16 protein-coding genes are annotated in these 16,919 nt (G+C 63.4%); 10 read left to right on the plus strand and 6 right to left on the minus strand.

The features are described 5' to 3' along the window. Positions 1-21 precede the first annotated feature (21 nt). Entirely contained in the window at positions 22-1,227 is a 1,206-nt protein-coding gene (locus I6F17_RS19565; protein WP_225125591.1) for an acyl-CoA dehydrogenase family protein, read from the plus strand. 9 nt (positions 1,228-1,236) lie between these two features. Then, the gene (locus tag I6F17_RS19570) at positions 1,237-1,800 is read left to right on the plus strand and encodes a flavin reductase family protein (protein ID WP_036007598.1); all 564 of its coding nucleotides are present in this window, start codon (positions 1,237-1,239) and stop codon (positions 1,798-1,800) included. A gap of 7 nt (positions 1,801-1,807) precedes the next feature. Here I6F17_RS19570 and I6F17_RS19575 read toward each other — a convergent pair whose 3' ends face one another. Then, the gene (locus tag I6F17_RS19575) at positions 1,808-2,716 is read right to left on the minus strand and encodes an NAD(P)-dependent oxidoreductase (protein WP_225125593.1); all 909 of its coding nucleotides are present in this window, start codon (positions 2,714-2,716) and stop codon (positions 1,808-1,810) included. A gap of 159 nt (positions 2,717-2,875) precedes the next feature. Here I6F17_RS19575 and I6F17_RS19580 point away from each other — a divergent pair, with 159 nt between their 5' ends. The 6 genes from I6F17_RS19580 (at position 2,876) to I6F17_RS19605 (ending at position 9,193) form a co-directional block, all read left to right on the plus strand. Continuing rightward, positions 2,876-3,859, plus strand: a complete 984-nt coding sequence (locus tag I6F17_RS19580; protein ID WP_109143003.1) for an ABC transporter substrate-binding protein — start codon at positions 2,876-2,878, stop codon at positions 3,857-3,859. Between the two features lie 74 nt (positions 3,860-3,933). Continuing rightward, positions 3,934-5,628: a dihydroxy-acid dehydratase gene (ilvD, locus tag I6F17_RS19585; RefSeq protein WP_036028926.1), complete on the plus strand. Its 1,695-nt coding sequence runs from the start codon at positions 3,934-3,936 to the stop codon at positions 5,626-5,628. A 94-nt stretch (positions 5,629-5,722) separates the two neighbouring features. Continuing rightward, positions 5,723-6,568: an ABC transporter ATP-binding protein gene (locus I6F17_RS19590; RefSeq protein ID WP_225125602.1), complete on the plus strand. Its 846-nt coding sequence runs from the start codon at positions 5,723-5,725 to the stop codon at positions 6,566-6,568. Continuing rightward, positions 6,565-7,350, plus strand: a complete 786-nt coding sequence (locus I6F17_RS19595) for an ABC transporter permease (protein WP_225125605.1) — start codon at positions 6,565-6,567, stop codon at positions 7,348-7,350. Before I6F17_RS19590 ends, I6F17_RS19595 begins: the two co-directional genes overlap by 4 nt. Then, positions 7,347-8,114, plus strand: a complete 768-nt coding sequence (locus tag I6F17_RS19600) for an ABC transporter permease subunit (protein WP_225125617.1) — start codon at positions 7,347-7,349, stop codon at positions 8,112-8,114. The genes I6F17_RS19595 and I6F17_RS19600 overlap by 4 nt, the downstream gene beginning before the upstream one ends. A 32-nt stretch (positions 8,115-8,146) precedes the next feature. Next, positions 8,147-9,193 (plus strand): peptidase M29, encoded by a 1,047-nt coding sequence (locus I6F17_RS19605; RefSeq protein WP_225125620.1) that lies wholly within the window; start codon positions 8,147-8,149, stop codon positions 9,191-9,193. Here the strand turns inward: I6F17_RS19605 and I6F17_RS19610 are convergent. The 5 genes from I6F17_RS19610 to I6F17_RS19630 are packed head-to-tail and all read right to left on the minus strand — an operon-like array spanning position 9,175 to position 14,908. Continuing rightward, entirely contained in the window at positions 9,175-10,182 is a 1,008-nt protein-coding gene (locus I6F17_RS19610; RefSeq protein ID WP_225125622.1) for a 3-hydroxybutyryl-CoA dehydrogenase, read from the minus strand. The genes I6F17_RS19605 and I6F17_RS19610 overlap by 19 nt on opposite strands. A 3-nt stretch (positions 10,183-10,185) precedes the next feature. After that, on the minus strand, positions 10,186-11,274 hold the full coding sequence (locus tag I6F17_RS19615) for an NAD/NADP-dependent octopine/nopaline dehydrogenase family protein (RefSeq protein WP_225125623.1): 1,089 nt from the start codon (positions 11,272-11,274) through the stop codon (positions 10,186-10,188). Further along, positions 11,271-12,806 carry a long-chain fatty acid--CoA ligase gene (locus tag I6F17_RS19620; RefSeq protein ID WP_225125634.1) on the minus strand — a complete coding sequence of 512 codons (1,536 nt, stop codon included), beginning with the start codon at positions 12,804-12,806 and terminating at the stop codon, positions 11,271-11,273. The genes I6F17_RS19615 and I6F17_RS19620 overlap by 4 nt, the downstream gene beginning before the upstream one ends. A gap of 2 nt (positions 12,807-12,808) precedes the next feature. Next, a complete protein-coding gene (locus I6F17_RS19625; protein ID WP_225125636.1) occupies positions 12,809-14,098 on the minus strand; it encodes an acyl-CoA dehydrogenase in 1,290 nt (429 codons plus the stop codon). Positions 14,099-14,110: 12 nt separating this feature from the next. Further along, complete coding sequence (locus tag I6F17_RS19630) at positions 14,111-14,908, minus strand: alpha/beta fold hydrolase (RefSeq protein ID WP_225125638.1); 798 nt, start codon at positions 14,906-14,908, stop codon at positions 14,111-14,113. A 212-nt stretch (positions 14,909-15,120) separates the two neighbouring features. On the opposite strand from I6F17_RS19630, the gene I6F17_RS19635 reads away from it, so the two are divergent. Both I6F17_RS19635 and I6F17_RS19640 read left to right on the plus strand, forming a co-directional pair. Then, entirely contained in the window at positions 15,121-15,882 is a 762-nt protein-coding gene (locus I6F17_RS19635) for an SDR family oxidoreductase (RefSeq protein ID WP_225125640.1), read from the plus strand. A gap of 41 nt (positions 15,883-15,923) precedes the next feature. Then, positions 15,924-16,760, plus strand: coding sequence for an enoyl-CoA hydratase family protein (locus tag I6F17_RS19640; protein ID WP_036043936.1), 837 nt, complete (start codon positions 15,924-15,926; stop codon positions 16,758-16,760). Positions 16,761-16,919: the final 159 nt, after the last annotated feature.

The following is a 16,919-nucleotide window of genomic DNA, read 5'->3' on the forward strand; positions in this document are numbered from 1 at the left end:
GCGCCTGGCCAGGAGCCGAGCATGACCCAGCCCGCAGGCTTGCAAGCCGGCGGTGAGATCTATGCGTCAATGATCGCGAGGGCCCGGGCGCTTCTGCCGCGACTCCGTGAGCGGGCGGCACGGACGGAGGAGCTGCGGCATCTTCCGGCGGAAACCGAAAAGGATCTCCACGATGCCGGCCTGTTCCGGATGCTGCAACCGGCCCGGATTGGTGGCGCTGAGCTCGACTATGTCGCCCTCGTCGATTGCGCTGAGCTGCTCGGGCAGGCGGATGCGTCGGTTGCCTGGAATCTCGCCAATCTGGCGAGCCATCACTGGATGCTCGGCATGTTCCAGCCGAAGGCGCAGGATCTGGTCTGGGGCCGCAATCCGGATACTTTGATCGCGTCCTCGTTCATTTTCCCCGCCGGACGCGCCACGCGGGTCAAGGGCGGATACCAGTTGCATGGCAGTTGGCCATTCTCCTCGGGCGTTGCCTCCTGCGAATGGAATATGCTTGCGAGCGTGGTCTATTCCGACGACGATGCCGACGGCATCGAGTATCGAATCTTTATGCTACCGAGCGGCGATTACAAGGTGCTGGACACTTGGAACGTCGCCGGACTGCGTGGGACAGGTTCTTGCGACGTCGAGGTCAGGGATGCCTTTGTGGCTGACCATATGACGGTCGCCGTAGGGAACCTCTCAGGTGGCCCCACGCCGGGAAGCGCGGTCAATCCGAATCCTCTGTACACGCTGCCTGTCTTCTCGCTATTTCCTTACGTCCTCTCCGGTGTCGCGCTGGGGAATGCACAGGCGTGCCTCGACGATTATACGGAGGTCGCGCGTCATCGTATTTCGACGTACAACCGCGCCAAGCTGAGCGATTTTCAAAGCACGCAGATCAAGATCGCGGAGGCCTCGGCCAAGATCGACGCTGCGCGCCTGATCATGCGGTCGGCCTGTCTCGATGCCATGGAAGCCGCACGGCGCGGCCATATTCCTGACATGGCAACCAAGACCAGATATCGCCGCGACGGATCCTTTTCCGTGAACTTGTGCACGGACGCGGTCTCGATGCTGTTTGCCGCGAGCGGCGCGCGCGGGCTGTTCACGAGCGGCGTGTTACAGCGGCAGTTCCGCGATGCGCACGCGATCAACTCACATCTCGCGTTCAACTTCGATGCGGCCGGGACCAACTACGGACGGGTGGCCCTCGGCCTGCCCTCCGAGAATCTCACGCTGTGAGGTCGGCCGATGAATGACCTGCCGAAGCAGCCTCGCGCGCCGGATCCCGCCAATGAGTTCGCGAGCGACAGCTCGCAGATTGATCCTCGCGACTTTCGCAACGCGCTTGGAACTTATGCAACGGGCGTGACGATCATCACAGCGGCAGCGCCCGACGGCAAGCCGTACGGACTGACGTGCAATTCCTTCGCCTCGGTCTCGCTGAATCCGCCGCTGGTTCTGTGGAGCCTCGTCGTCTATTCCTCGAGCCTGACCATCTTCCAGAACGCCAGCCATTTCAGCGTCAACGTTCTCGGCGCTTCACAGCAGGCGCTCGCAAACAAATTCGCAAAATCGTCGGACGACAAGTTCACAGGCGTCGACTGGACCCCTGGCCTCGGCAACGCGCCAGTGCTCGCCGAGAGCGTCGCCAACTTTCAATGCCGCTCCGTGAATCGCTATTATGGTGGTGACCATGTGATCTTTCTCGGCGCGGTCGAGGCATATACCTACAATGCGAAAGAGCCGCTGCTCTTTGCGCGAGGAGCGTTCGGTCGCTTCATGGCCGACGATGAGCGCAAGAACGGGCGGTAATGCGCCCCTAGAGCGCTTTGCGCTCTGCCGCCGAAAGCTTGTAGATCTCCAGCGCGTCCGCGTCCGCACCTCGCGCGGCCTTCGCCAGCCTGAAAAGCTGTCCGGCAAGCGCGGCCATCGGCACTGGCGTCGAGGTTGCCTGTGCAACATCGGCGACCGTATCGAGATCCTTGAGCATCGTGGCGATGTGGCCGAGCGGCGGGCTGTGAATGCCGTTGACCATTCGCGGCACGAACAGCTGGAGCGGGATGGAATCCGCAAATCCGCCGGCGAGCGCTTCGGGCAATCGGTTGGCGTCAATTCCGGCGTTCACGGCAAGGCGGGTTGCTTCCGCGAGCACGGCCATCGCGCATCCGACGATCACCTGGTTGCACAGCTTTGTGGTCTGGCCGGCGCCGACCGGGCCCATGTGCGTGAACCTGCGTGCCATGGCCAGCACATAGGGCCGCACCCTCTCGATGTCGCCAGCTTCTCCGCCTGCCATGATGGCGAGCGTGCCTTCCTCGGCGCCCTTCGTGCCCCCGGACACCGGCGCATCGATCCAGCCCGCACCGTTCGCGTCTTTCAACCGCGTCGCGAGATCGCGCGCCGCGTCGGGATGGATCGATGAGAAGTCGACCACAAGCTTGCCCGCGCCAGGGGCCGCTGCCAGACCTTCGGGCCCGAAGATCACCTCCTCCACCGCCGCCGCATCCGTAACGCACAAGAAGACAATATCCGAGCTCCCCAGGAGATCACGCGGCGTGACCGCGCGCTTGGCGCCAGCCTCGACCAGCGGCGCCATCTTGCCCTCCGAGCGATTCCAGACAGCGACCTGATAGCCGGCCTTCAGCAGGCGTCGGGTCATCGGCGTTCCCATGAGTCCGAGGCCGAGATAGCCGAGCTTCTCGGTGCCGTTCTTGCTGCCGTCAGCCATAGGTTGCCTCCTTCTGTCGCAGACGCCGCTTTACCATACATTGCGTACCTGCCGGCAAGATCGCCCACCTCGCATGGCTTGCCTGATTGTTTGAACCATGAAACATTTGAGGCGGTCGGGTTGGGGCGCCAGTCGGCGCCGGAGCAGCGGAGTGGAACGATGCGAACCGTTTCGAAGTGGATCCTGGCTTTGGGGGCGGCAGCCGCCGTGAGCGCGGGCGCAAGCCCGTCATGGGGGCAGCAGACGATCCGCGTCGGCTGGACCATCCCTGCGGAAGAGTCCAAGTACTGGATGATGCGCAGGCCGGCCGAATTCCCCAATCTCGGCAAGGCCTACAACATCGAATGGACCCAATTCCAGGGCACCGCGCCGATGACGCAGGCCTTGGCGGCCGGTGCACTGGACTGCGCGACGCAGGCGCCGCTCTCGCTTTCCAACGGTGTCGTCGGCGGCAATCTCAAGGCTTATATCGTGGCGCAACACGTTTTCGAGATGCCCGGCGGTTTCTCGGTTTACTGGGCCGTCAAGGATGACTCGCCCATCAAGACAATCGCGGATCTCAAGGGCAAGACCGTCGGCATTTCCGTGATCGGTGGCGGTACGCAAGGGCCGTTCAATCTGCTCTTGAAGCAGAATGGCGTCGATCCGGCCAAGGACATCAAGCTGGTCGAGGTCGGCTTTGCCGTCTCCGAGGACGCGCTGCGCCAAGGCCGCGTCGACGCGGTCAACATGAACCAGCCGTTTGCTGCGCGCGCGGAGGCAAAGGGCGGCACAAGGAAGCTGTTCTCGCTCTCCCAGGCCATGCCGAACATCGTGCACATTCTGGAAGCCTGCCGTGCCGATTTCGTCGACAAGAACCCTGAGTTGGTCAAGGCCTATGTCCGCGATATTACCTCGGGCATGAAGAAGGCACTCGCGAACCGCGAGGAGACTCTCAAGGTCGTCAATGAAGTGCTGAAAGCCCCCATTCCGGTACTCGAGACCTACTTGCTCAAGGACAATGATTTCGGCCGCGATCCGGGTGCTGCGCCGAACTTCCCGGCGATCCAGAAGATGCTGGATATCTATGCAGAAACAGGAATGCTGCCGAAGCTGGATGTCGCACAGTTCAAGCATCCGTCGATCGTCGCGCCGCTGCAATAGAAGCGGGGCGAATTACCGAACCAACATCGTGGCGTTCCGGACCATCCGGGACGCTGCACGAAGAAGATGCATATATGAAGAAGTTGCGATCCCGAGTCACCACAGACGGCCTCGACCGAGCGCCGCATCGTGCATTCATGCGCGCCATGGGGCTCGACGACGCTGCGATTGCGAAGCCGATGGTGGGCATCGTCAGCATGAAGGGTGAGCAGACGCCCTGCAACATGACCCACGACTTCCAGGTAGCTGCAGCCAAGACCGGGATCGAGGAGGCCGGCGGTACACCGCGTGAGTTCTCGACTGTTTCGGTGTCCGACGGCATCAGCATGAATCATGAGGGGATGAAGTTCTCCCTGTTCTCGCGTGAGCTGATCGCCGACTCGATCGAAGCCGTGGTCCATGGGTTGGCCTACGATGCGCTGATCGGATACGGCGGGTGCGACAAGACCCTTCCTGGCGTGATGATGGGAATGGTCCGCTGCAACGTGCCATCCATCTTCATCTATGGCGGCAGCTCGCTGCCCGGGCGCGTGGATGGACGTACGCTGACGGTGCTCGATTCCTATGAGGCTGTCGGCAGCTTCATGACTGGCGAGATCGACGGCGCCACGCTCGAGCGCATCGAGCGCGCCTGCCTGCCGACGATCGGTGCGTGCGCCGGCCAGTTCACCGCGAATACCATGGGCATGGTATCGGAGGCGATGGGGCTGACCATTCCCAACGTCTCGATGGTGCCCGGTGTCTATTCCGAGCGTGCGCAGATTTCGCGACGCGCCGGCCGACTGATCATGGAGATGCTGAACCACGGCGGGCCGCTGCCGCGCGACATCGTGACGCGGAAATCCCTGGAGAACGGAGCGGCGATCGTGGCAGCGACGGGCGGCTCGACCAACGCCGCGCTGCACCTGCCGGCGATCGCGAATGAGGCCGGAATTGCATTCAGCATCGATGACGTGGGGGAGGTCTTTGCCAGGACGCCGTTGATCGGCAATCTGCGCCCCGGAGGCAAGTATACGGCGAAGGATGTCTACGATATCGGCGGCGCTGCGGTCATCATTCGCGAGCTGATCCAGAGCGGTCATATCGATGGCGGCTGCTTGTCAATCACAGGCCGCACACTTGCCGAAGAGTACGGTGTGGCCAACGCGCCCGACGGAGAGGTTGTGTACACGGCTCGCGCGCCGATCATGCCTGACGGTGGCGTCGCGGTGCTGAAGGGTAACCTCTGTCCCGATGGGGCGGTGATCAAGGTGGCGGGCTTGAAGAGCCAATTCTTCGAAGGCGTCGCGCGTGTTTTCGAGGATGAAGAAGCCTGCGTCGCAGCCGTTCGTGACCGCAGTTACAAGGCGGGCGAGGTTCTCGTGATCCGCAATGAAGGGCCAGTCGGCGGACCTGGCATGCGTGAGATGCTTGGCGTCACCGCACTGATCTACGGGCAGGGCATGGGTGAAAAAGTGGCGCTGATCACCGATGGCCGGTTCTCCGGCGCGACCCGCGGGATGTGCATCGGCTACGTGTCCCCCGAGGCATTTGTTGGCGGTCCGCTGGCGCTCGTCCGGAATGGTGACAGAATCCGGATTGATGCCGCAAATCGGCGGATGGATGTCCTGCTCGAGGAACAGGAGCTCGCCGCACGGCGACGCGATTGGAAGCCGCGCCCGCCTCGCCACCGCGCAGGCGCGCTGGCAAAATATGCGCGGCTGGTTGGGCAGGCGCCGGGCGGAGCCGTGACGCATGAAGGCCCGGCAGAATGGCCGTGGTTCGAATGACGCACCGCACGGGTGCGAAAATGACAGCCTGTCTGGCAGGCTTCTTGCTAAGCTCATGCCGCTGAATCCTCGTGCGAGTGGGACGGAAGGCGGGATGACGGTAGTATCTGCGAGATCGAGCGAATGGGTGAGACCGGTGACGCAACAAGACCCGGCTTCCGCAATCATCGAGATCGACCGCGTGTCGCAGGTCTTTAAGACCTCGGCACGCAAGGATCATGTTGCGCTTTCGGACATTTCGCTGACGATCGAGGAAGGAGCTTTCGTCTCCATCCTTGGTCCGTCCGGCTGCGGCAAGTCGACACTGCTCTACATTGTCGGCGGCTTCGTCAGTCCAACCAGCGGCGCGGCGAAGATGAAGGGACAGGCGATCACGGGGCCCGGTCCGGATCGCGGACCGGTATTCCAGGAATTTGCGCTCTTTCCCTGGAAGACTGTGCTCGGCAACGTGATGTATGGGCCGCGTCAGCAAGGAATTCGCGGCACCGAGGCCGAAGCGCAGAGCCGGGCCCTGATCGAGATGGTCGGCCTCAAGGGCTACGAGAACTTCTATCCCAAGGAGCTGTCGGGCGGCATGAAGCAGCGCGTGGCGCTGGCGCGGACGCTTGCCTACCATCCCGAAGTGCTGCTGATGGACGAGCCGTTCGGGGCACTCGACGCGCACACGAGGACGCGCCTGCAGAACGATCTTCTGAACATCTGGGAGCGTGACCGCAAGACGGTGCTTTTCGTCACCCATTCGGTCGACGAAGCCGTCTTCCTCTCGGACAAGGTCGTCATGATGTCGAAATCGCCCGGGCGAATCCGGCAGGTCATCGAAATCGACCTGCCGCGGCCGCGCCGCCGCAACGAGCTGTTGCTCGATCCGCGTTACCAGAAGTACGTCGTCGACATCGAGCGCATGTTCGACGAGAGCGACGAAGCCGGAGCGCCCGCGTGATGTCGGCGGCCGGCATGACCAAGCGCGCTGCCCCGGTGCTCGCCTGCATCGGATTGCTGGTGGTGTGGCAGGTCGCGTCACTGGCGCTGAAGAATGACAGCTTTCCGACCGCGATCGGAGCGATCAAAGCGATTCCGGACATCCTTGGCGACAAGGAATCCCTGATCAACATTCTGGCCTCGCTCCGGCGCATGGCGATGGGATTTGGCGCGGCCGTGCTGGTGTCGATTCCGCTTGGCTTGTTGATGGGACGTAGCGCTGCTGTTGCGGCTTTCTTCAATCCTCTGCTGATGGTGATCTATCCGGTGCCGAAGGCGGCCTTGATGCCGATCATCATGCTGTGGCTGGGCGTCGGCGACATCACGAAGACGCTCGTGATCTTTCTCGGCGTTAGCCTGCCCGTGATTTATCACAGCTTCGAAGGCGCCAAGGCGGTCGAAGAGAAGATGCTCTGGTCGGGTGCTGCGATGGGGCTCTCGCCGGTGCAACGCCTGGTACGCATCGTGCTGCCGGCGGCGCTGCCGGAAATTCTCACGGGCTGTCGCACGGGATTGGTGCTGGCGCTGATCACGATGATCACCAGCGAGATGATTGCCCGTCAGTCCGGCGCCGGGAACATCCTTTTCAATGCACTCGACATGGGCCAATACGACACCGTCTTTGCGATGATCATCATCGTGGGGGCGATGGGAATTTGTCTCGACGCGATCTTTGAGCGGGTCCGCGCCAGACTGGTGCGCTGGTCCGAGCCTCAGTTCGACATGCCGCTGAGCTTTTCATGATGTCGCGGCTTCTCTCGCCAAATCTCGTTCTTGGGATCGCCCCGATCGTACTGGTGATCGCGCTGTGGCAAGGCTTGGTGTCTTTCGGCTTCGCGCCGGCAGTTCTGCTGCCGCCGCCAGGCTTCGTCTTCGGCCGGCTGCTGCATCAACTCGTGACTTCGACGTTCCAGCAGGAGATCGCGGCGACTCTGATCAGGCTGTTTGCCGGCTTCGCGATTGCTGTCGTGCTCGGTGTCAGCATCGGCATTGCCGCCGCCGCCAATCCGGCGATCAACGCCGTGGTTCGGCCCATCGTGCGCGTATTGGCGCCTTTGCCCAAGGTCGCGCTCTATCCGGCCTTGCTGCTGCTGCTCGGATTTGGCCACGGATCGAAGATCACATTAGTGGCTGCCGACGCTCTTTTCCCGATCCTGCTGTCGACCTATTACGGTGCCTCGACCGTCGAGCAGAAGCTGATCTGGTCGGCTATGGCTGCGGGATCGTCACGCTACGAAATTCTCTTCAAGGTAGTGCTGCCGGCAGCGATGCCGTCGATCCTGACCGGGTGCCGGATTGGCCTTGTCATTTCCTGCATCGTCGTGTTTCTGGCCGAAATGATCACATCGACGGACGGATTGGGGCACGCGCTCGTGACTGCGGCCCGAACCTTCCAGGCCGTCGACATGTTCGTGCCGCTGATCACGATCTCGCTGCTGGGCTTGGTCCTGAACGGGTTGCTGGGAGTCGTGCGCTCGTACTTGCTCCGGGGCTTCCCCGAAGCGTAACAAACAAGAATCGAGAAGACCGGGAGTGGACCATGCTGGCTGATCGTATCGAAGCAAAATGGATCGACGCGTTTTGCGAGATATTCGAACGTTGCGCCGTCAAGGCCGGCGATACCGCGGCGATCCTGTCGGAGACCCAGTCACGCGCGTTGAACGTCCATCTCGCGGAGCTGGCCCTGCTGCGGATGGGCGCGCGGCCGTTTCATGTGGTGATGCCGACGCCGCGTAACCGGCATATCGTTCCGGTCCGCTCCACCGGGGCGAGCGAGGCGATCCAAAAGCTTGGTCCAGTCATCACGGCGCTTCAGCAGGCCGGCTTCGTGGTGGATTGCACCATCGAAGGATTGATGCATGCGGTGGAGACGCCGGAGATTCTCAAAGCCGGCGCGCGGATCCTGGTGATCTCTAACGAGCATCCCGAAGCGCTGGAGCGCATGGTGCCGGATTCCGCGCTCGAGAAACGCGTTCGTGCCGCGGCCAAGATGTTGCGCGGAACGAAAAGGATGCGTGTCACCTCGAAGGCCGGCACGGCGCTCGATGTCGATATGGTCGGCGCGTCGACGGTCGGTGTGTGGGGCTGGACCGACAAGCCCGGCACGCTCGCGCATTGGCCCGGCGGCATCGTCGTCAGCTTTCCCAAGAGCGGGAGCATCAACGGCACTCTGGTGATGGCGCCCGGCGACATCAACCTGACCTTCAAGCGCTACCTGACCTCGCCGGTGAAGATGACTCTGAAGGACGACTATGTCGTGGAACTCGAAGGCGAGGGCACGGATGCCGCGATGATGCGCGCGTATCTCGCCGCCTGGGGCGATCGCGAAGCCTATGCCGTGTCGCATGTCGGCTTCGGCATGAATCCCGGTGCGCGCTATGAGGCACTATCCATGTATGACCAGCGCGACACCAACGGCACAGAGATTCGGGCCGTTTCGGGCAATTTCCTGTTCTCGACCGGTGCGAATGAATTTGCAGGGCGCTACACGGCCGGACATTTCGACCTGCCGATGATGGGAACGACGATCGAGCTCGACGGCGTTGCGGTCGTCCGCGAAGGCGTGCTTCAGGACGTCTTCGGGTAGCCGCGATCGAGCACGGGCGGCCGGGCGAGGTCGAAGTGCCGGAGCAGGTCGACCATGGCCTGCAACCGCTTCACGCGATAAGCATCGACGTCCATCCCGGAGTAATCCAGGAAGCCGGCGCCCGTGCGCAGGCCGATCCGGCCTTCGTGCATGTTGCGGGAAATGACCTCCGGCGCGCGATAGCGGTCGCTACCAAGCGCGCCTTCGAGGTAACGGCTGGCGTAGTACAGGATATCGCCGCCGCCCCAATCGATGAATTCGAGCAGCCCGAGCACGGCATAGCGGAAGCCGAAGCCGTAACGGATCGCCTTGTCGATCTCTTCGGCGCTGGCGACGCCTTCCTCGACCATGCGGGCGGCCTCGTTCATTGCCAGCGCCTGGATGCGCGGGACGATGAAACCCGGTGTGGCGGCGCAGACCACCGGCACCTTCCCGATGCCTTCGAGCAGCGTCTTGACCTCGTCGATGACGGCCGGGTCTGTCGTCTTGCCGGGCGAAACCTCGACCAGCGGGATGAGATAGGCCGGGTTGAGCCAGTGCACGTTTAGAAAGCGGCGCGGGTTCACGATCGCGCCCGAGAGATCGTCGACGAGGATGGTCGAGGTCGTCGACGCGATGATCGTTTCAGGGCCGACCTGCTTTGACGCCGCCGTTAATACTTCGCGCTTGAGCTCGACCACCTCAGGAACGCCCTCGAAGACCATGCCGGCCTCGGACAGAATTGCAGCGCTTCCGCCGGCCGCGACCACCGAGACGCGCGCGCTCAGTGGATCGACATCCGCTTCGGCCAAGAGCCCCAGCTTCGACAGGCTGGCGAAGGTCTTCCTGACTTCGCCAAGCGCGTCCGTTTCCAGCTTGGTGAAGTCCTCCGCGGAACGCGCCTTGATATCGATCATCGTGACCCTGTGCCCTGCATACGCGAAGGCAACGGCAATGCCCCGGCCCATGCGGCCAGCGCCGAGACAGGCGATATTGATGCGACTGGTCATTGATCAGAATCCATTGCGGAGCAGCGTCTGCAATTCAGCCTTGCTGAGCTCGCCGAGTCCCAGCGTCTGGAGCGTTCGGCCACCTCGCGCAAAATCTTCGCCGCAGACCGCGCCGCCGATTGACAGAAACGCTTTGGCCAGCGGTGTGTCCACGCCAGCGAGGCCCGCGACGGACACCAGCAGCGACAGCCCAAGCCGCAGATCTTCGCGCATGTAACGGTGCTCTGTCAGCACGATCCGCTCGCGCCAATCACCGGAATCGGTCAGTCGGTCGTGCGAGCCGCGGCCATACATCCAGATCTCGCCTTCCCTCGCGTAGTGATGGGCCAGCGGGAAATGTGGCGCGCCGTAGCCGAGTGCCTCGCGCACCGCGATGCGTTCTGCGTCGAGCGCGTCAGTGACCCGGCGGATCGCGGCTTGCGTACCTTCCTTGTGAATGTCCCAGCGCTCGAAATGTTCGATCGGCCCTGCGTTCATGACGATCAACGGCGGATGAATGATCGGGCCTGCGTTCATCAGTGCGCCCGACAGCGCGTCTCCGCACGCCTCGATCGCGTCTGGGAAAGCACGTCCGATCACTGCGAGCGCGTGGGGCGCCTGGTCAAGCGGGAACACGCCGACCGGGAGCCGCTTGGCGCGAATGGTGATCGCGACCTCGAAGGGTCCGTGCTTGCGGGTCAGCCACGGAAGCGTGCCCGTTTCGGCAAAGCTGGCCTTGGCATTGTTGCCGGCATCTCGCGATGCCTGGGCGAAGATCATCGAGCCGAATGTTGCCGGCGGCAGAAACACGACCTGACCGTCGCGCAGATGCGGCGCGAGCAGGCGAGCGATATCTGATTGCGCGAAGGCGGGCGCGGGGCACAGGATCAGCTCCGTGCCTTCGACGGCGTCCGCCATGTTGGTCGTGACCAGCGCGAGCTTCACGTCGTGGCTGCCGTTGTGATCCTTGACCAGAATGCGCGAGCCGGCGGCGCGATGCGCTGCGACCTGATCGGCATCGCGGCGCCAGAGCCGCACCTCGTGCCCCGACAGTGCAAAATCGCCCGCGGCCGCGAAAGAGCCGTTTCCCCCACCCAGAACTGTGATCTTCAAGATGCTTCTCCTTGCGCCCGTGACTGCGCATCAAGCTGCTTCAGCAGGAAATGCTGGACCTTGCCCAGCGCCGTGCGCGGCAGGTCGGTGACGAAGACGATCTCGCGCGGAACCTTGTAGCGTGCGAGCTGGGCCTGAAGATGCGCCTTCAATTCGTCCGCTTCGAGCCGACAGCCGGATCTCGCAATGACATAGGCGACCGGCACCTCGTCCCAGCGCGGGTCCGGCCGGCCGATCACGGCGCATTCGCTGACGTCGGGGTGTTCGAGCAGGACGCGCTCGACCTCGGCCGGGTAGACGTTTTCTCCGCCTGAAATGATCATGTTCTTCTTTCGGTCGCGGACCCAGAAATAGCTGTCGGCATCGCGCAGGCCGATATCGCCGGTGCGATACCAGCCGTCCTGCAGCGCCTCGCGCGTTGCGGCGTCGTTGCCCCAATATTCGAAGAACACGTTGGGACCGCGCACCGCGATTTCGCCCGGCGTGCCCGCGGGCAGTTCTTCGCCGGCCTGATCGATCACCTTTGCCTCGCAACACAGGCCGGCAAGGCCGGTCGATCCCGCGCGCGAAAGGTCGCCGCCAAGCCGCGTGTAGACGGCGATCGGGCAGGTCTCGGTCGAACCATAGACCTGAAGCACCGGGACGTCGCGCGCGACGAAGCGCTCGATCAGGTGCGGCGGTACGATGGTCGAGCCGGTGGCGACGGCCTTGAGTGAGGAAAGATCAGCGGTCGCCCAGGCAGCATGCTCGCTCACCGCCTGAAGGATCGCAGGAACCATCACCGTGAGTGTCGGCCGTTCCCGTTCGATAGCCGCAAGCGTGGCGTCCGGCGTGAAGCGCGCATGCACCGTGACCGTCGCGCCCAATTGGAGCGCGGGCGTAGTCTGGATGTTGAGGCCACCGACGTGGAAGAACGGCAGCACGGTCAGCACGTGGTCGTCGGACGTCATGTTGTGCATGTGCTGGCTCATGACACCGTTCCAGAACAGCGCCTCCTGGCGCAGCACCGCGCCCTTTGGCCGTCCCGTCGTGCCCGACGTGTAGACGATGAGCAGCGGGCAGGAGAGGTCGGTATGTGGATTTCGGCTCGTGCCGTCACCGCGGGCCAGCAAATCTTCGAATGTCGTGCCGCGAGGCGGCGTGAAGTCGAGGCCGACGACGGATGTCCCTGCCGCGGTCTGCCCCAGCTCGGCAAGCACTCCGGAAAACGCCTGCTCGAGGACCAGGACCTTGGCGCCGGCATCACTGAGAATGAACAGCTGCTCGGCGACGGCCAGTCGCCAGTTCAGCGGCACCAGCATCGCGCCGAGGCGCGCACAGGCGTAGAGCAGAACCAGATAATCCGGCCGGTTCAGGCTTAGAATCGCGACGCGATCGCCGCGGCCGACGCCGAGCTCCCCCTTCAAGGCCGTCGCGGTCCGTTCGATCCGTGCGGCGAATGCCGCGTAACTCAGCCGCTTGCCTTCGAAGGCAATGGCCGTCTTGTCTGGCGCGAACGCCGCGTTGCGGTCGATCAGGCTACAGAGGTCCACGGTCAGTCGTCCGTTTCACCGGCCTCGTACAGTGCTTCGCGCCCGATCCGGTCGAGGCAGAGCTCGGCGGTCCAGGGCAGCATCAGCGAGCCGCAGCGGCTGTCCCGATAGATCCGCTCCAGCGGCAGCGATCTGAGCATGGCCTGGCCGCCACAGGTGCGGATCGCGAGCGCGGCGAGCTCATTGGCGCCCTCCATCACCGAATATTGCGCGGCGTAGGCGCGCAGCACCTGCTCCTTGCTCGGATTGGCGCGCGCCTCGGTCACGGCCTGGAACCAGATCGTCTTGATCTGCTCCAGCCTGATCTGCATCTGCGCAACCGCGATCTGCTTGGTCGGGTACATCCGCCGCTTGACCGACGGCATGCCCGGGACCTCGCCGCGCAAGTAACGCACGGTAAAGTCGTAGGCGGCTTGCGCCAGACCCATATAGGTCGGCGACAGCGTCAGGAACATGTGCGGCCAGCGCTGAGCTGCCTGGAAATACACGCCGCGCGGCATCAGCGCCGAATCTTCCGGAACGAACACATCCTTGAACAGCAGCGTCCGGGAAACCGTGCCGCGCATGCCCAGCGGGTCCCAGTCGCCGACGACCGAGACGCCTTCTGATTTGGCTGATATCGCCAGGTAAAGCGTGTTGCGGCGCGACGCCTTCTCGCCTTGCTCGATCTCGGTGCAAAGCACGCCGTAATAATCGGCGTGGCCCGAAAGCGAGGCAAAGATCTTCTTGCCGTTGACGATCCAACCGCCTTCGACCGGCCTTGCTTCGGTACCGAAAGCAACGCCGCCCGCAGCGGCAGCTCCACCTTCGGAGAAGGGTTGCGAATAGATCGCACCGTCCTCAACGATGCGCTTGTAGTGCACCGCGCGCCGCCGCTCGTGCTCGGCACGAGTCTCAGCATCCATGTCGAGATCGTCGGCGAGGGGCCCCGACCAAAGGGTCGAGCAGACATGCATGTTCCAGGTCAGTGCAGTGGCGCCGCAATAGCGGCCGATCTCGGCTGCCGCCAGGGCATAGGTCTGGTAATCGGCGCCGAGGCCGCCGTGCCTCTTGGGCACGGCGATGCCGAGAAGGCCGATGCGATGCAAATCGCGGTAATTTTCAGTCGGGAAAGTCGCCTCGCGATCGTAAGTGGCGGCACGATCGGCAAACACGGTCTGGCCGATCTCTCTCGCGCGGGTGATGATGCCGGCCTGCTCGTCGCTCAGGCGGAATGCGACCGGATCGAAGATCGGCACATCCAGCGCGACCTTGTTGGTCGCGCCAATCGTCTTGCTGACTTGCATGGTCATCGCGCAGTTACCTTAGGCTTTGGTCGCGAGAGAGTTCAGGAACCGGCCGAGAGCTTCGTCGAAGGCCTCGGGGCGTTCGAGATTGGCGAGATGGCCGACGCCAGGCAGCTCGACATATTCGGCGCCCGGGATATAGGTCGCCGTCTTTGCCATCATCGGCGCGGGCGCGTTGTTGTCCTTTGAGCCGGACAGCAACAGCGTCGGAACGGAGATATTTCCGAGCGTGCTGCGTTGATCGAAGCCGATGAGAGCCAGCATCATGGCACGATAACTGGCCTCGGGCACGCTCCCCATGCATTCGCGGGCGATCTCCATCCCGTTCGGATCGGGGTCGTCGCCGACGAGCTCCTTCACCAGGGAGGGGGCCAGCGACTTCATCGTCTCGCCGCGATCAAGCGGCCCGAGCCGCGCCGCGATGAACGATTTCTGCCAGTCGCCGTCCGCCTTCCCGAATGCAGGGCTGGTCTGCGCCAGCACGACTGCGCGTGCCAGCTTGGGGGACTGAACCAGCCACTTCTGAACGATCATGCCGCCGATGGAATGGCCGACCAGAACAGGCCTACTGACGCCGAGTTGCGCGATGAATTGCTGCAGCGCCTCCGCCAGGGCAGCGATACTGACGCTCGCAAGCGGCGCCGATCCTCCATAACCGGGCATGTCCCATGCGATCGCGCGGAAGCGGTCGCCAAATGTCGCAAGCTGCCGCCGCCAGGCCCGCGCCGCGCCGCCGATGCCGTGCAGGAAGATCAGCGGTATCGCGTCCGGATCACCCGCGGCTTCGTAGGCGAAGCGTTCGTCCTTTGTTATCATTGGCACAGGCTGCGACACGCGACATCCTTCTGCTGGGCCCGTTCGATGCTAACAGGCCTGTGGGGGATGGAAAGCGATAATTTTATACTTAAAGCAATTTTCGGGCCGTCGCTCACGCCGCATCATTCGCCGACCAAGCGCCGCTTTCGTTGCAAAAACTTGAAGGTTAAAATATATCGAACACTGGTCACGAGATCCGAGGGAGCCAGCGCATGTCCGGATTGCCGCATTCGCCGCACGCGCTGGTCACCGGTGGCGGGCGCGGCATCGGCCGCGCGATCGCGTCCGCTCTCGTCGGCGCCGGTGCGACCGTGACTGTGCTTGGCCGGAACGCGGCGGTTCTCGACGAGGCGGTCAATGCAGGCGCCGCGCACTTTGCGGCTGTCGCTGATGTCTCGAACGAAGCGTCTCTGAAAGCCGCGATCGCCGGGGCAAGTGCGCGCAAGCCGATCGACATCCTGATTGCCAACGCGGGCAGCGCTGAATCGGCGCCGTTCGCGAAATCGGACAGCGCGCTCTTCAGCCGGATGATGGATGTCAACTTCATGGGCGTCGTGCATGCCGTCCAGGCCGTGCTGCCGGGCATGAAGGATCGTCCCTACGGCCGCATCGTCGCGGTAGCGTCCACCGCAGGCCTCAAGGGCTACGCCTATGTCAGCGCATATGCAGCGGCTAAGCACGCCGTCATCGGCCTCGTGCGTTCCCTTGCTCTCGAGATGGCCGGAAGCAACGTCACCGTGAACGCGGTGTGTCCCGGATTCACCGACACCGACCTCGTCGCCGGGAGCATCGACAACATCATGAAGAAGACGGGCCGGACCCGCGAGCAGGCAATTGCCGAGCTCGCGAAGCACAATCCGCAAGGGCGCCTGGTCACGCCTCAGGAGGTCGCAGACGCGGTTCTCTGGCTGTGCGGGGAGGGCGCGAGCTCGATCACCGGACAGGCGATCGCAGTGGCCGGTGGCGAAGTCTAGCCTGCCTGGCAGGCGCGGAAAAAGAAAGCCAAGGAGATCCCATGAGCAGACCAGCCAATCCCGTTACCGTGCCGCTTGCGGATTACTCGCCGCAGCACTTCCTGCTCGCCGTGGTCGACGGCGTTGCCACGGTCACGCTCAATCGCCCCGAACGAAAGAATCCGCTGACGTTCGAGAGCTATCGGGAACTGACCGACTTCTTCCGCGCCTGCGCCTTCGACGACGCGGTCAAGTCCATCGTCGTCACGGGTGCCGGCGGCAATTTCTCGTCCGGCGGCGACGTGTTCGAGATCATCGGCCCGCTGGTGAAGATGGACACCAAGGGTCTGACCGCCTTCACGCGCATGACCGGCGACCTCGTCAAGGCCATGCGGGCCTGTCCGCAGCCGATCGTGGCCGCGGTCGAAGGTATCTGCGCCGGCGCCGGGGCGATCATCGCCATGGCGTCTGATATGCGCCTTGCGGCGAGCGGGGCGAAAGTGGCGTTCCTGTTCAACAAGGTGGGGCTTGCTGGTTGCGACATGGGTGCTTGCGCCATCCTGCCGCGGATCATTGGGCAGTCCCGCGCCTCCGAGCTGCTCTACACCGGCCGGTTCATGACGGCGGAAGAGGGCGAGCGCTGGGGCTTCTTCAGCCGTATCGTCACGCCGGAGCAGGTGCTGCCCCAGGCGCAGGTTCTGGCCAAGCAGGTCGCGGAAGGCCCGACCTTCGCCAACACCATGACCAAGCGGATGCTGGCTATGGAATGGGCGATGTCCGTCGAGGAGGCGATCGAGGCAGAGGCCGTGGCTCAAGCCCTTTGCATGACAACTGCGGATTTCGAGCGCGCCTTCGAGGCTTTCGCCAACAAGGTCAAACCGGTCTTCAGGGGCGACTGAGCCGGCGCAATTATCTGCAGCCAATCCAGCGAGGGGGACTTGCGGGAGATTACTTTAGGTTTAAAATAATTTGATTGCCGCCTGCGTGAGATGAAGCTAGCCAATCGCGCGGTGATGTCGCCGATGCGCATGTATTCGGGTTCCGCAACAGCGTGCGCG

Source organism: Bradyrhizobium sp. NBAIM18, assembly GCF_020193825.1.
GTDB classification, from domain to species: domain Bacteria; phylum Pseudomonadota; class Alphaproteobacteria; order Rhizobiales; family Xanthobacteraceae; genus Bradyrhizobium; species Bradyrhizobium yuanmingense.

Coding starts and splice junctions, on each gene's coding strand:
- I6F17_RS19565 (WP_225125591.1), top strand. CDS start 22: ATGACCCAGCCCGCAGGCTTGCAAGCCGGCGGTGAGATCTATGCGTCA.
- I6F17_RS19570 (WP_036007598.1), top strand. CDS start 1,237: ATGAATGACCTGCCGAAGCAGCCTCGCGCGCCGGATCCCGCCAATGAG.
- I6F17_RS19575 (WP_225125593.1), bottom strand. CDS start 2,716: ATGGCTGACGGCAGCAAGAACGGCACCGAGAAGCTCGGCTATCTCGGC.
- I6F17_RS19580 (WP_109143003.1), top strand. CDS start 2,876: ATGCGAACCGTTTCGAAGTGGATCCTGGCTTTGGGGGCGGCAGCCGCC.
- ilvD (WP_036028926.1), top strand. CDS start 3,934: ATGAAGAAGTTGCGATCCCGAGTCACCACAGACGGCCTCGACCGAGCG.
- I6F17_RS19590 (WP_225125602.1), top strand. CDS start 5,723: ATGACGGTAGTATCTGCGAGATCGAGCGAATGGGTGAGACCGGTGACG.
- I6F17_RS19600 (WP_225125617.1), top strand. CDS start 7,347: ATGATGTCGCGGCTTCTCTCGCCAAATCTCGTTCTTGGGATCGCCCCG.
- I6F17_RS19605 (WP_225125620.1), top strand. CDS start 8,147: ATGCTGGCTGATCGTATCGAAGCAAAATGGATCGACGCGTTTTGCGAG.
- I6F17_RS19610 (WP_225125622.1), bottom strand. CDS start 10,182: ATGACCAGTCGCATCAATATCGCCTGTCTCGGCGCTGGCCGCATGGGC.
- I6F17_RS19625 (WP_225125636.1), bottom strand. CDS start 14,098: ATGACCATGCAAGTCAGCAAGACGATTGGCGCGACCAACAAGGTCGCG.
- I6F17_RS19630 (WP_225125638.1), bottom strand. CDS start 14,908: ATGATAACAAAGGACGAACGCTTCGCCTACGAAGCCGCGGGTGATCCG.
- I6F17_RS19635 (WP_225125640.1), top strand. CDS start 15,121: ATGTCCGGATTGCCGCATTCGCCGCACGCGCTGGTCACCGGTGGCGGG.
- I6F17_RS19640 (WP_036043936.1), top strand. CDS start 15,924: ATGAGCAGACCAGCCAATCCCGTTACCGTGCCGCTTGCGGATTACTCG.